Below are 12,328 nucleotides of genomic sequence, written 5' to 3'. Positions count from 1 at the left end.
TTTTCTTTCCTCATTTCGTCACTATCGGTAGGCGGGATTCCAGCGCAGGCAGTGGCGCTCCAGCCGGCGCGAGAACAGATCGGCCAGTTTGCCCAGCAAGGCGTACAGCAAAATCCCCACCAGCACCACGTCCGTTTGCAGAAATTCGCGGGCATTCATCGTCATGTAGCCGATGCCGGCCTGCGCCGAGATGGTTTCGGCGACGATCAGCAGCACCCACACGAGGCCCAGCGAGAAGCGTACGCCGACCAGAATCGAGGGCATGGCGGCCGGCAGGATCACGTCGCGGTACAAAGGCCAGCCCGAGAGACCGTAGCTTTTCGCCATTTCGATCAAGCCCTGGTCGGCCGAACGGATGCCGTGGAAAGTATTCAGGTAGACGGGAAAGAAGACGCCGACGGCCAGCAGGAACAGCTTGGCCGTCTCGTCGATGCCGAACCACAGGATCACCAGCGGAATCAGGGCCAATGCCGGGATGTTGCGCACCATTTGCAGGGTCGTGTCGAGCAGGGTTTCCGCGTGGCGGAAGCTGCCCGTCAATAGTCCCAGCAGCAAGCCCAGCCCCGCGCCAACGGCAAAACCCACCGTCGCGCGCCACAAGCTCGTTTTCAGGTGCAGCCACAATTCGCCCGACACGGCCAGGTGCCAGAAGGCTTTCGCCACGGCCCACGGCTCGGGCAGGATGCGGCTCGACAGCCAGCCCCACTGCGCCGCCAGCTGCCAGGCCAGCAGCAGCGCCACTGGCAAGGCCCATGGCGCGAATGCATTGCGCCATGACATCCCGGGCGGACGCTTGACGGTGGCCGTCGCCATCTCAGGCCACCTTTTTCTGTGGTGCGGCAGGCACGATATTGCTGGCCATGACTTCGCCGAAGGGACCGCTCAAGGACTGCTCACCCACGGCCTTGCCCTTGCCCAGCAGCGGGAACACCAGTTCGGCAAAGCGGTACGATTCTTCCAGATGCGGGTAGCCCGAGAAAATGAAGGTGTCGATGCCCAGGTCCGCGTATTCCTGCATGCGCGCCACCACGGTCGGCCCGTCGCCGACGAGGGCCGTGCCCGCGCCGCCGCGCACCAGGCCCACGCCGGCCCACAGATTCGGCGATACTTCGAGCTTGTCGCGCCGCCCGCCATGCAGGGCCGCCATGCGCTGCTGGCCCACGGAATCCATCTTGCCGAAGGCCGCCTGCGCCTTGGCGATGATGTCGTCATCGAGGTGGCTGATCAGTTCATCGGCCGCACGCCAGGCCGCCTCGTTCGTTTCGCGCACGATCACGTGCAATCGGATGCCAAACCGGACTGTGCGGCCTTTTTTTGCCGCGCGCGCGCGGATGTCGGCGATTTTCTCGGCCACGGCGGCGGGCGGCTCGCCCCACGTCAGGTACACGTCCATCTGCTCGGCCGCCAGTTCATGCGCCGGTTCCGAAGACCCGCCGAAATACAGCGGTGGATACGGCTTCTGCACGGGTGGATACAGGGTTTTCGCGCCCTTCACCTGGATATGCTTGCCCTCGAAATCGTAGCCGGCCGCGCCGCCCTCGCCCGCCAGCGTGGCGCGCCACACCTTGATGAATTCATCGGAGATTTCATAGCGCTTGGCGTGGTCGGCAAACAGGCCGTCCGCTTCCAGCTCGCCCTGGTCGCCGCCCGTGACGACGTTGATCAACAGGCGCCCGTTCGACAGGCGGTCGAACGTGGACGCCATGCGCACGGCCAGGCCGGGCGTGGACAGGCCGGGCCGCACGGCGACGAGGAATTTGAGTTTCTGCGTCACGCTGATGAGCGACGACGCCACCACCCAGGCGTCTTCGCAGGAGCGGCCCGTGGGCAGCAGCACGCCGTCGTAGCCGAGCGTGTCGGCGGCCACGGCCACCTGGCGCAGGTAATCGGCATCGACGGGACGCGCGCCCTGCGACGTGCCCAGGTAACGGCTGTCGCCGTGGGTGGGAATAAACCAGAAGACATTCAATGACATGGTGCGCTTTCCTTTGCTTGTTTATTTTGCGCTGGTGGCCAGCTGGCGCGCCGGCAGCAGCGCGTCCTTGACGACGATCGGTTTGGGGATCAGCTTCAGGCCGGAAAACGCATCGGCCACCCTTTGCTGCGACGCGATGACGTCGACGGACACGGGTTTGACGCCATACGCATAGCGCGAGGCGGCCAGCGCCACGACATCCTTGCCCAGCCCCGTCTGTGCCGACAGGATCGTCGCCACTTCGTCCGGGTTGTTGCGGCCCCAGTCATCGACCTTGGCCACTTCATCGAGCACGATGCGCAGGATCTCGGGATTTTTTTCCGCATACGTGCGCGACGCCAGATAAAACTGGTAGTTCGCCACCAGGCCCTTGCCATCGGCCAGCACGCGCGCGCCCAGCTGCTTTTCGGCGGCCGCCAGGAACGGGTCCCAGATGGCCCACGCATCCACGCTGCCCCGTTCAAAAGCGGCGCGCGCATCGGCGGGCGGCAGGAACACGGGCTGGATGTCGGCGTACGCGACACCGGCCTTTTCCAGCGCCTTCAATAACAGGTAGTGCACGTTCGAGCCCTTGTTCAGGGCGATCTTCTTGCCCTTCAAGTCGGCCAGGGTGCGCAGGCCGGAACCCTTGGGCACGACGATGGCTTCGCTGGCCGGCGACGCCGGCTCATTGCCGACGTAGACCAGGTTGGCGCCGGCCGCCTGGGCAAAGATCGGCGGCGCCTCGCCCACGGTGCCGAAATCGATGCTGCCCACGTTCAAGCCTTCCAGCAGCACGGGGCCGGCCGGAAACTCCGTCCATTTCACGCCCACGCCCTGTTCGGCCAGGCGTTTTTCCAGGGTGCCGCGCCCTTTCAGCAGGGTCAAGGTGCCGTATTTCTGGTAGCCGATACGCACCTGCACCTGGACCTCCCCTTTGGCCTGCGCCTGCGCCGCGGCCGGCATGCCGGCCGCCATCACGCCGGCGGCGGCGGCAAACAGCAGGCCCAAAGTGGTACGGCGCGAAAGGCGTTGTGCGTGGCGGTGTGTCATGGCGGTTCCTTGGTCGGTGAATAATCAGGCGGCTTGATAGTGGGGGGCGTAAGGCTGGTCTTGCAGCGAACGCACGGGGTGCGCAATCTCGGCAGGCGCGGATGGACGCTGCCCCTGCAGCACGAACAGGCCGGTGGAGAGTTCCTCGATGCCGGCCTGCACGCGGTCGGCGATCGGCGCATCCAGGCTCAGGCCCCCTTCTTCGTGCCACGCCAGTTGCTGCGCATTCGCGTAGATGCTGGTGAAGACTTGCTTGGCGCCCAGCGCATGGAGCACGGGACGCAGCGCATAGTCGAGCGCCAGGGTGTGGGCATGGCCGCCGCCCGTGGCCAGCGGCAGCACCAGCTTGCCGGCCAGGCCATCTTGCGGCAGCAGGTCGAGGAAGGCTTTCAGCAACCCTGTATACGACGCCTTGTAGATGGGCGTGGCGATCACGATGGCGTCCGCATCGGCCACGGCGCGCACGGCGCGGGCGATTGCCGCATCGTCGTAGTCGGCCAGCAGCAAGGCGCGCGCCGGCAAGTCGCGCACATGCAGCTGAGCATAGCTGTGGCCCTGCAGCGCCAGCTGTTCGCCGATATGCAGCAGCAGGCGGCTGGAACTCGATGGGAGTTGCGGGCTACCGCCCAATAACAAGATGCTCATGTGATGCCCGTCCCTGTAGGTTGTCGAAAGTGGCGTTGTCCGGATGCTTGCAGCCTATCGCCATCAGCCGCCCGGTAAAACGAATGCTTTCGCGCTTCGATATGCGTTTTTTGACTATCCGGGCCTGACGCCCCGCAAGCGAAGGCGCTCATCCCCGCATGGCTTTTTTCGCATATCCATGCGCGGTTTTCTTCGTGTACGGCGTGAGCCTGGCGGTGCAATATCGGCGTCATCGTCTTTCTGGAATCTCATTCATGTCTAGCGTTTTTCTCCATGCCGCCCGTCCCCAGCCGCCTGTGCCGGAACCCCTGCAGGACGCCATCAGCATCGCCACCGCGCTGGCCGCGCGCCTGGCCGAAACGGCCAATGCCCGCGACCAGGCCGGCGGCCATGCGGCGCAGGAACGCGAATGGCTGCGCGAGTCGGGCTTACTGACCCTGTCGATTCCCGTGGAATTCGGCGGCCAGGGCGCGTCGTGGCCCCTCGTGTATCAAGTGATCCGCATCCTGGCGCGCGCCGACAGCGCGCTGGCGCACGTCTTCGGCTTCCACCATTTACAACTGGCCGGCCTGCAGCTGTATGGCAGCGCGCAGCAGCAACGCCGCCTGCTCACCTTGACCGTCGACGAGCGCCTGTTCTGGGGCAATGCCTTGAACCCGCTCGACAAACGGGTCACGGCCACCGACAGCGGCGACGGCTATATCCTCGACGGCATCAAGAGCTTTTCTTCCGGTTCCGTGGGTTCCGACTGGCTTACCGTCTCCGCCTGGCACGCGCCCACGCAGACGGCGCTGATCGCCGCCCTGCCCACGCGCCAGGACGGCGTGACCGTGCAGGCGGACTGGGACGCCTTCGGCCAGCGCCAGACGGACAGCGGCAATGTGCATTTCCAGGCCGTGGCACTGCCGCGCGAGCTGGTGCTGCAGGCGCCCGCGCAGGCCGCCACGCCGCAAGCGACCGTGCGCTCGCAGATCGCGCAGCTGATCATGAGCAACCTGTATCTGGGCATCGCCGAAGGCGCGTTCGAGGCGGCGCGCCGCTACACGGACGAACAGGCGAAAGCCTGGTTTTCCTCGGGCGTGGACAAGGCGACGGACGACCCCTTGGTGCAGCACCGCTATGGCCAGCTGTGGCTCTTGCTGCGTCCCGCGCAAGTGCTGGCCGACGCTGCGGCGCAGGAACTGGAAAAGGTGTTCCGCAAGGGCGCGCTGGTGACGGCGCGCGAACGGGGCTTGCTGGCCGTGACCGTGGCCGAAGCCAAGTGCCTGGCGCACAGGGGGGGACTGGAGATCAGCAGCCAGATGTTCGAACTGACGGGCGCCCGCTCCACCTCGGCCCGATACGGCTTCGACCGCTACTGGCGCAACGTGCGCGTGCACACCCTGCACGACCCCATCGACTACAAGCTGCGCGACCTGGGACGCTTTGCCTTGACAGGCACGGTGCCCGAGCCGACGGCGTATTCATAATTTACCCACCAAGGAGCCATCATGACCATCGCCCGCCGCAGCATCCTCGTCACCGCCTTGAGCTTGGCCCTGGCGGCCAGCTTCGCCCACGCCAAGGATCCGAAAGACATCACCATCGGCACCAGCGCCGGGCCGTACGCGGACCAGATCAAGCTGGGCATCAAGCCTATCCTGGAAAAGCAGGGCTACAAGGTCAAGCTGGTGGAGTTCAATGACTACATCCAGCCGAACTTCGCGCTGGCCGAAGGTTCGCTCGATGCCAACGTCTTCCAGCACATCGTCTACCTGAAGAAATTCGCGCTGGAACACAAGCTGGCCCTGACGGACCTGATCACGATCCCGACGGCGCCGATCGCCATCTACAGCAAGAAGCACAAGACCCTGGACGACGTGAAGGAAGGCACGACGGTGGGCTTGCCGAACGATCCGACCAACCAGGCGCGCGCACTGGTGCTGCTCGACCAGCTGGGATGGATCAAGCTGCGCGCCAGCTTCGACCCCGTGCGCGCGTCGGAAAAGGATATCGCTGTCAACACGAAGAAAATCAAGCTGCTGCCGCTGGAAGCGGCGCAGCTGCCACGCTCGCTGGGCGACACCGATTACTCCTTCATCAACGGCAATTACGCGCTGGCGTCGGGGCTGAAGCTGACGGAGGCGCTGGTGGCCGAGAAAATCTCGCCCAACTACATCAACCTGGTGGCCATCCGCACGGCGGACAAGGACAAGCAGTTCGCAAAAGACCTGGCGGCCGCCTACCGCTCGCGCGAATTCCTCGACATCACGAACAAGCACTTTGCCGGCTATTCGAAACCCGATTACCAGCAAGCGTTGCAGACGGCGGCCAAATAAGCCATGGCGAAGACGATACGCTTCAACGCCTTCCAGATGAACAGCGTCGGCCACCAGTCGCCGGGGCTGTGGACGCATGCGCGCGACCGCAGCCACCGCTATACCGACCCGCAGCACTGGACGGAACTGGCGCAGCTGCTGGAAGCGGGCCTGTTTGACGCGGTGTTCCTGGCCGACGTGCTGGGCGTGTATGACGTGTACCGGGGCAGCCTCGATGCGGCCCTGGAACACGGCGTGCAGGTGCCGCTGAACGACCCGCTGGCCCTCGTGCCCATCATGGCGCAGGCGACCACGCACCTGGGTTTCGGCGTCACCTGCGCCCTCACCTACGAACATCCGTACACGTTCGCGCGGCGCATCTCCACGCTCGACCATCTGACGGGTGGGCGCATCGGCTGGAATATCGTCACCGGCTACCTCGATAGCGCGGCGCGCAATCTGGGCTTGAGCCAGCAGCTGGGCCACGACGAGCGCTACGACCTGGCCGACGAATACCTGGACGTCGTCTACAAGCTGTGGGAAAAAAGCTGGGACGACGACGCCGTCGTCAACGACAAGGCGCGCGGCATCTACGCCGATCCCGCCAAGGTACATCCGATCAACCATGCCGGGCGCCACTACCAGGTGCCCGGCATCCATTTGTGCGAGCCGTCGCCCCAGCGCACGCCCCTGCTGTACCAGGCGGGCACCTCGCCGCGCGGCACGCGTTTCGCGGCGCGCCACGCGGAAGCGACCTTTGTCAGTGGCCCCAGCAAGACGGTGGTCAAGCGCTACGCCGACGACTTGCGCGCGGCCGTGCGGCAAAGCGGGCGCGATGGCGACGCGCTGCTGATCTACGCGCAGGCGCTCGTCATCACGGGCGCCACGGAAGCAGAAGCGCGCGCAAAACACGCCGACTACCTGCGCCACGTGAATATCGAGGCGGCCCTGGTGCTGCTGTCCGGCTGGACGGGCGTCGACTTCAGCCGCTACCCGCTCGACGCCACCATCGACTACATCGATTCGCCGGCCGGTCGCTCGGCGCTGGCCTCGTTCAGCCAGGCTGACCCGGATCGCACGTGGACGGTGCGCGAGGCGGCCGAATACATCGGGCTGGGCGGACGCGGCCCCGTACTCGTCGGCGATGCGCGCCAGGTGGCCGACCAGCTGGAAAGCTGGCTCGATGAAACGGGCATCGACGGCTTCAACCTCGCCTTCGCCGTCGCCCACGACAGCATGGCCGATGTGGTGGCCCACATCGTGCCGGAACTGCAGCGGCGCGGCCGCTATCGCACGCAATATGAAGAAGGCAGCTTGCGCCACAAAGTCTTCGGCCAGGGCCCGCGCCTGCCCGCCGATCACGCTGGACGCCAGGTCAGCATCGCGCCCGCAGACGATGCCCTGGCAGCGGCCTGACATATATATCAGATTCCCCATTCAAGGACACCATGAAACGCAGAACCCTCTTGCAACTGGCCGCCAGCGGCGCCGCCCTCGCCGCCTTGCCCGGCCTTACCCGCGCCGCCGCGCAGGCGCCCTTGAAGGAGCTGCGCCTCGACTACGCCTATTATTCACCCGCCAGCCTGGTGCTGCGCCGCTTCGGCTGGCTGGAAGAAGCGTTCAAGCCGGACGGCACCAGCATCAAGTGGGTGCTCAGCGCGGGCAGCAACCGCGCGCTCGAATACCTGAACGCCAACAGCATCGACATCGGTTCGAGCGCCGGCCTGGCCGCCCTGCTGGCGCGCGCCAACGGCAACCCCATCCGCGCGCCGTATATTTTTTCGCGTCCCGAATGGACGGCGCTGGTCGTGCGCAAGGATAGCCCCATCCGCAGCATCGCCGACTTGAAGGGCAAGAAGGTGGCCGCCACCAAGGGCACCGACCCATATCTGTTCCTGCTGCGCGCATTGAAGACGGCGGGCCTGAAACGCGGCGATATCGAACACGTGAGCCTGCAGCATGCCGACGGCCGCGCGGCGCTGGAGCAGGGCAAGGTCGATGCCTGGGCCGGCCTCGATCCGCACATGGCCGCCAGCGAACTGGAAGCGGGGTCGCGCCTGATCTACCGCAACGTGGCCTTCAATACCTACGGCTTCCTGAACGTGCGCGAGGAATTCCTCGCCAGCCGCCCCGCCGAAGTGGGCAAGGTGATACAGGCCTATGAACGGGCGCGCGCCTGGATACGCGCCAACTCGGCCGAGGCGGCGAAGATCCTGTCGGAAGAAGCCAAGGTCAGCCTGCCGGTGGCGCTGCTGCAGGTGAAGCTGCGCAGTGACTTCAGCAATCCGCAACCGTCGAACGAACATGTGAAGGCCCTGCTGGTGGCCGCGCCCATCCTCGTCGATGAAGCGCTGGTCAAGCCAGGCGCCGACTTGAACCGCGCCATCGCGGACCTGGTCGACACGCGCGTCGCCGCGCCCTTCATCAGCAAGGCGTAAGCGGTCATGGCCAGAGACACGCTCACCGCGCCGGCGCAGGCCAACGAGACCGGCGTCCGGCGCAAGCTTCCTCCCTTGCCGCGCGCGGCGCTTGGCCTGCTGCTGCCCGCCCTGGCGCTGCTGGCGGCGGAAGTGGGCGTGCGCGCGGGCGCCATCCCCGCCAACCTGCTGCCGGCGCCCAGCGACATCGCCGCCACCATCGCCGACCTGGTGCGCCAGGGCCTGGCCGGCCACGTATTGGCCAGTACCGCGCGCGTGGCCATCGGCTTTACGGGCGGCGCGCTGCTGGCCATCGTGCTCGGCGCGGCCGTGGGCTTGAACCGCGCGGTGGAGGCGCTGCTCGACCCCACTTTCCAGGCCCTGCGCGCCATTCCCTCGCTGGCCTGGGTGCCCTTGCTGCTGCTGTGGCTGGGCATCGATGAAGCGCCGAAACTGGTCCTGATCGGCATCGGCGCCTTCTTCCCCGTCTACATGGGCGTGGCGTCGGGCATCCGCGACGTGGACCGCAAGCTGATCGACGCGGCGCGCATGTACCGTTTGAGCCGGCCCGCGCTGGCGCGGCGCGTGCTGCTGCCGGCCTCGCTGCCGGCCATCTTCACGGGTCTGCGCAACGGTTTGAGCCTGGCCTGGATGTTCATGGTGGCGGCCGAGCTGATCGCCGCCAGTCAGGGCCTCGGCTATCTGCTCAGCGACGGGCGCGAAACGAGCCGCGCCGACATCGTGCTGGCCGCCATCGTGCTGCTGGCCGTACTGGGCAAGGCCAGCGACAGCCTGATGCAGCGCCTGGAAACCCGCTTGCTCGCCTGGCGCGACAGCTATGCCATCACCTGACGAAAGCCCCCACGCATGACTGCCTTGCTTGACATTGCCATCCATGACAAATCCTATGGCGCGCGGCGCGTGCTGCACAATCTGCAATTGCAGCTGCGCCAGGGCGAGATCGTCAGCCTGATCGGCGCCAGCGGCTGCGGCAAGAGCAGCCTGCTGTCCATCGTGGCGGGACTCGATACGGACTTTCGCGGCACATTGCGCATGGGCGGCAAGCCGCTGGCCGGCGTGCACGCCGACATTGGCCTGATCTTCCAGGAACCGCGTTTGTTTCCCTGGCTGACGGTGGCGCAAAACATCGCCTTCGGCCTCGGTGCCGGTGGCGAAAACGATCCCCGCGTCGGGCAATTGCTCGAGGAAGTGGGCTTGCAAGGCCATGCGGACAGCTTGCCCAAGCAGCTGTCGGGCGGCCAGGCGCAGCGCGCGGCGATTGCCCGCGGCCTGTTCGGCCAGCCCCGCATCCTGCTGCTGGACGAACCGTTTTCCGCCGTCGACGCTTTTACGCGCATGAAGCTGCAGGACTTGCTGGCCGCCGTCGCCGCGCGCCATGGCTTGAGCGTGCTGCTGGTAACGCACGATATCGACGAAGCGCTGTACCTGAGCGACCGCATCGTCATGCTCGATACGCGCGCCGGACCGCCGCGCGCCCATTACGAGGTGGCAGCATCCCGGCCGCGCCTGCGCACGCCGGCAGCGCAGGCCGCATTGAAGGAGACCATCCTCGGCGAACTGCACGCCGCGCACGCGATCTGAGGCTGGCCCGCCGCCCCAGTGACAAGCCTTGTCATTCATGTTAGCTTGCCATGGTAAAAACAAACAGGCGGCTACGTGCACTTTTCCTTCCTTCCCGTTCTCGCCATCCTGGCCCTCTGCCACATCACGGCGCACGCCGATGCGCCGGCCGACACCGGCCAGTCCATCCACGTCAACAGCATCCGCAATCCGGAATTGAAATCGTACCGCGTGATGGCGGCGGGCCTCGATGCCTTTGACGACTACCATGCACTGGCGCCCAAGGCGCGCGAAGTGCGCTTCCAGCTGATTCCCGGCCCCGATGCTCCGGCGGACATCATGCAGGACGTGGCCTTGCGCATCGCCGGCAGCGACACCACGATCAACTTGCCCCTGTCGGCCGATGGCAGCTTTGTGCTGCCCCGCAGCGCGCAAGCCGACAGCGAAGATGCGGACCTGATCACCAACAAAAAGCAGGGCCAGTTCCGCTGGCAGGCCAGCGTCCGCAGCGACGATGTGCCACCCGGCATGCGCCGCCTGGGCGACTTGCGCCTGCAATGCCAGGTGACGGTCGCCATTGCCAAGAAAGAGATCCCATTTTTGATACGCACCTTGATCGCCACCAAGCTGCGCACCACCGACTGGTGTTCCGCCGGCGCGCTCAAGATGGGCACGCACAGCGATCCGGCCATCGCCAGCGCCACCCTGCTCGATGGCGAGCGCCGCGTCGCGCTGCAGGTAAAAAACGGCGGCACATCCTTCCAGGCCCCCGTGGGCGATACCCGCTATGCGGACGATACCCTGATCGAACTGGTGTACAAGGACACTGGCGACGCGCCGCCCGCATCCTTGTGACGTTTGCGTCCGGCCCCGTTCCGTGTCAGCATACGCCACCCTGGCAACACGGATAAGGATCACAATGCACCCCACTCTTACGCGCGCGCCGGCGCTGGCACTGGCGCTGCTGCTGGCCGGCCCCGCCGCCCAGGCGCAGACGCCAGGCTGCGACATCTGTGCCACCTGGAACGCGGACCAGGCGCCGTTCCGCATCTTCGGCAATACCTATTATGTGGGCGTGAAAGGCCTCAGCTCCGTGCTGGTGACGTCGCCGCAGGGCCACGTGCTGATTGACGGCGGCTTGCCGGAATCGGCGCCCAAGATCATCGCCAATATCGCCGCCCTGGGCTTTCGCATCGAGGACGTGAAACTGATCCTCAATTCGCACGGCCATATCGACCATGCGGGCGGCCTGGCCGAACTGCAGCGGCGCAGCGATGCGCTGGTGGCCGCCAGCCCGTCGGCCGCGCTGGACCTGGCGTCGGGCGAAGTGGGCCCGGACGATCCGCAATACCATGCGCTGCCCAAGTACCCGCCCGTGAAGGACATGCGCCTGGCGCGCGACGGCGGCCAGTTCAACGTCGGCCCCGTCAACGTGACTGCACATGCCACGCCGGGCCACACGCCCGGAGGCCTGAGCTGGACGTGGCAATCGTGCGACGGCCCCCGCTGCCTGAACATGGTCTACGCGGACAGCCTCAACGCCGTTTCGCGTCCCGGCTTCAAGTTCAGCGCCAGCAGCGAGTATCCGAACGCGGTGGCGGACTTGCGCCACAGCTTCGAGACCCTGGAAAACCTGCCGTGCGACGTGCTGATCTCGGCCCACCCGGAAGCGTCGCAGCTGTGGGAAAGGCTGGAGGCGAGTGCCACGGCCGGCAGCGAGGCGTTCATCGACCCGCAGGCTTGCCGCGCCTACGTGGCGGCGGCGCGCACCGTGCTCGAGTCCCGGCTGGAGCAGGAAAAACAGCAGTGAGCTTGTCAAGCGTGCACGCTGACGCGGCACCGATCTGCTACGCTGGTGCCATTCAATTAAAGAAGGATTGCCATGTTCACACTCGCCAGACTGATTCCTCTCGCCGCCATCGTCGCCATCACGGCCGGCTGCGCGCAAACACCCGTGCGCAGCGACGCTGCCGCCGCCGCGCCGGGTGCCACCTCGCCCGCCAAGCCGGCGCCGAAGCTGACGGGCACGCAGTGGAAGCTGAAGGAATTGAAGGGCAAGCAAGTGGTGCGCAAGGCGCCCGAGCAGCGCGAAGTGACCCTGCTGCTGGCCGAAGGCCGCGCCAGCGGCCACAGCGGCTGCAACCAGATGATGGGCGGCTACACCAGCGATGGCGTCAGCACCTTGAGCTTTGGGCAGATGGCCGGCACCATGATGATGTGCCAGCCGCAGGACATGGACCTCGAGCGCCTGCTGCTGGCCACCCTGGGCGAAGTCAACGGCTACCGCTACGCGGACCAGGAATTGCTGCTGCTGAAGGATGGCGTGCCCGTGGCGCGGTATGAAGTCCTGACGGTGAAGTAAACCCGACCGCAAGTACCGG

The 12,328-nt window shown here is 66.1% G+C and carries 13 protein-coding genes; 9 read left to right on the top strand and 4 right to left on the bottom strand.

What is annotated here, in order from left to right:
- Positions 1 to 21 precede the first annotated feature (21 nt).
- From ssuC to ssuE, 4 genes are read right to left on the bottom strand one after another with little or no spacing between them, the layout of a single operon-like run.
- Positions 22 to 813 carry an aliphatic sulfonate ABC transporter permease SsuC gene (ssuC, locus tag CLU90_RS01375; protein WP_175539263.1) on the bottom strand — a complete coding sequence of 264 codons (792 nt, stop codon included), beginning with the start codon at positions 811 to 813 and terminating at the stop codon, positions 22 to 24.
- 1 nt (position 814) lies between these two features.
- Entirely contained in the window at positions 815 to 1,975 is a 1,161-nt protein-coding gene (gene ssuD / locus CLU90_RS01370) for an FMNH2-dependent alkanesulfonate monooxygenase (RefSeq protein WP_100426991.1), read from the bottom strand.
- Positions 1,976 to 1,996: 21 nt separating this feature from the next.
- Positions 1,997 to 3,007, bottom strand: coding sequence for a sulfonate ABC transporter substrate-binding protein (locus CLU90_RS01365; RefSeq protein WP_198511121.1), 1,011 nt, complete (start codon positions 3,005 to 3,007; stop codon positions 1,997 to 1,999).
- 24 nt (positions 3,008 to 3,031) lie between these two features.
- Positions 3,032 to 3,652 (bottom strand): NADPH-dependent FMN reductase, encoded by a 621-nt coding sequence (ssuE, locus tag CLU90_RS01360; RefSeq protein WP_100426990.1) that lies wholly within the window; start codon positions 3,650 to 3,652, stop codon positions 3,032 to 3,034.
- 254 nt (positions 3,653 to 3,906) lie between these two features.
- On the opposite strand from ssuE, the gene CLU90_RS01355 reads away from it, so the two are divergent.
- The 9 genes from CLU90_RS01355 to CLU90_RS01315 all read left to right on the top strand — a co-directional run bounded on the left by CLU90_RS01355 (position 3,907) and on the right by CLU90_RS01315 (position 12,309).
- A complete protein-coding gene (locus tag CLU90_RS01355; RefSeq protein ID WP_100426989.1) occupies positions 3,907 to 5,121 on the top strand; it encodes an acyl-CoA dehydrogenase family protein in 1,215 nt (404 codons plus the stop codon).
- Positions 5,122 to 5,142: 21 nt separating this feature from the next.
- Positions 5,143 to 5,970: a MetQ/NlpA family ABC transporter substrate-binding protein gene (locus CLU90_RS01350; protein WP_100426988.1), complete on the top strand. Its 828-nt coding sequence runs from the start codon at positions 5,143 to 5,145 to the stop codon at positions 5,968 to 5,970.
- Between the two features lie 3 nt (positions 5,971 to 5,973).
- Positions 5,974 to 7,365 (top strand): LLM class flavin-dependent oxidoreductase, encoded by a 1,392-nt coding sequence (locus CLU90_RS01345; protein WP_100426987.1) that lies wholly within the window; start codon positions 5,974 to 5,976, stop codon positions 7,363 to 7,365.
- Positions 7,366 to 7,397: 32 nt separating this feature from the next.
- Positions 7,398 to 8,387, top strand: coding sequence for an aliphatic sulfonate ABC transporter substrate-binding protein (locus CLU90_RS01340; RefSeq protein WP_100426986.1), 990 nt, complete (start codon positions 7,398 to 7,400; stop codon positions 8,385 to 8,387).
- Between the two features lie 6 nt (positions 8,388 to 8,393).
- Positions 8,394 to 9,218, top strand: coding sequence for an ABC transporter permease (locus tag CLU90_RS01335; RefSeq protein ID WP_100426985.1), 825 nt, complete (start codon positions 8,394 to 8,396; stop codon positions 9,216 to 9,218).
- Positions 9,219 to 9,233: 15 nt separating this feature from the next.
- Complete coding sequence (locus CLU90_RS01330) at positions 9,234 to 9,968, top strand: ABC transporter ATP-binding protein (RefSeq protein WP_100426984.1); 735 nt, start codon at positions 9,234 to 9,236, stop codon at positions 9,966 to 9,968.
- Positions 9,969 to 10,043: 75 nt separating this feature from the next.
- Positions 10,044 to 10,802: a hypothetical protein gene (locus tag CLU90_RS01325; protein WP_100426983.1), complete on the top strand. Its 759-nt coding sequence runs from the start codon at positions 10,044 to 10,046 to the stop codon at positions 10,800 to 10,802.
- Between the two features lie 64 nt (positions 10,803 to 10,866).
- The gene (bla, locus tag CLU90_RS01320) at positions 10,867 to 11,757 is read left to right on the top strand and encodes a subclass B3 metallo-beta-lactamase (protein WP_100426982.1); all 891 of its coding nucleotides are present in this window, start codon (positions 10,867 to 10,869) and stop codon (positions 11,755 to 11,757) included.
- Positions 11,758 to 11,829: 72 nt separating this feature from the next.
- Positions 11,830 to 12,309 carry an META domain-containing protein gene (locus CLU90_RS01315; protein WP_100426981.1) on the top strand — a complete coding sequence of 160 codons (480 nt, stop codon included), beginning with the start codon at positions 11,830 to 11,832 and terminating at the stop codon, positions 12,307 to 12,309.
- The last annotated feature ends 19 nt before the right edge of the window (positions 12,310 to 12,328 follow it).

This window comes from Janthinobacterium sp. 67, assembly GCF_002797895.1.
Lineage (GTDB): Bacteria > Pseudomonadota > Gammaproteobacteria > Burkholderiales > Burkholderiaceae_D > Janthinobacterium.
The sequence above is the reverse complement of the archived record's forward strand: the minus strand, read 5'-3'. Positions and strand labels throughout refer to the sequence as shown.

What these genes read in the sequence shown, in the direction of transcription:
- ssuC (WP_175539263.1), bottom strand. Translation starts at nt 813, where the DNA reads ATGGCGACGGCCACCGTCAAGCGTCCGCCCGGGATGTCATGGCGCAAT.
- ssuD (WP_100426991.1), bottom strand. Translation starts at nt 1,975, where the DNA reads ATGTCATTGAATGTCTTCTGGTTTATTCCCACCCACGGCGACAGCCGT.
- CLU90_RS01365 (WP_198511121.1), bottom strand. Translation starts at nt 3,007, where the DNA reads ATGACACACCGCCACGCACAACGCCTTTCGCGCCGTACCACTTTGGGC.
- ssuE (WP_100426990.1), bottom strand. Translation starts at nt 3,652, where the DNA reads ATGAGCATCTTGTTATTGGGCGGTAGCCCGCAACTCCCATCGAGTTCC.
- CLU90_RS01355 (WP_100426989.1), top strand. Translation starts at nt 3,907, where the DNA reads ATGTCTAGCGTTTTTCTCCATGCCGCCCGTCCCCAGCCGCCTGTGCCG.
- CLU90_RS01350 (WP_100426988.1), top strand. Translation starts at nt 5,143, where the DNA reads ATGACCATCGCCCGCCGCAGCATCCTCGTCACCGCCTTGAGCTTGGCC.
- CLU90_RS01345 (WP_100426987.1), top strand. Translation starts at nt 5,974, where the DNA reads ATGGCGAAGACGATACGCTTCAACGCCTTCCAGATGAACAGCGTCGGC.
- CLU90_RS01340 (WP_100426986.1), top strand. Translation starts at nt 7,398, where the DNA reads ATGAAACGCAGAACCCTCTTGCAACTGGCCGCCAGCGGCGCCGCCCTC.
- CLU90_RS01335 (WP_100426985.1), top strand. Translation starts at nt 8,394, where the DNA reads ATGGCCAGAGACACGCTCACCGCGCCGGCGCAGGCCAACGAGACCGGC.
- CLU90_RS01330 (WP_100426984.1), top strand. Translation starts at nt 9,234, where the DNA reads ATGACTGCCTTGCTTGACATTGCCATCCATGACAAATCCTATGGCGCG.
- bla (WP_100426982.1), top strand. Translation starts at nt 10,867, where the DNA reads ATGCACCCCACTCTTACGCGCGCGCCGGCGCTGGCACTGGCGCTGCTG.
- CLU90_RS01315 (WP_100426981.1), top strand. Translation starts at nt 11,830, where the DNA reads ATGTTCACACTCGCCAGACTGATTCCTCTCGCCGCCATCGTCGCCATC.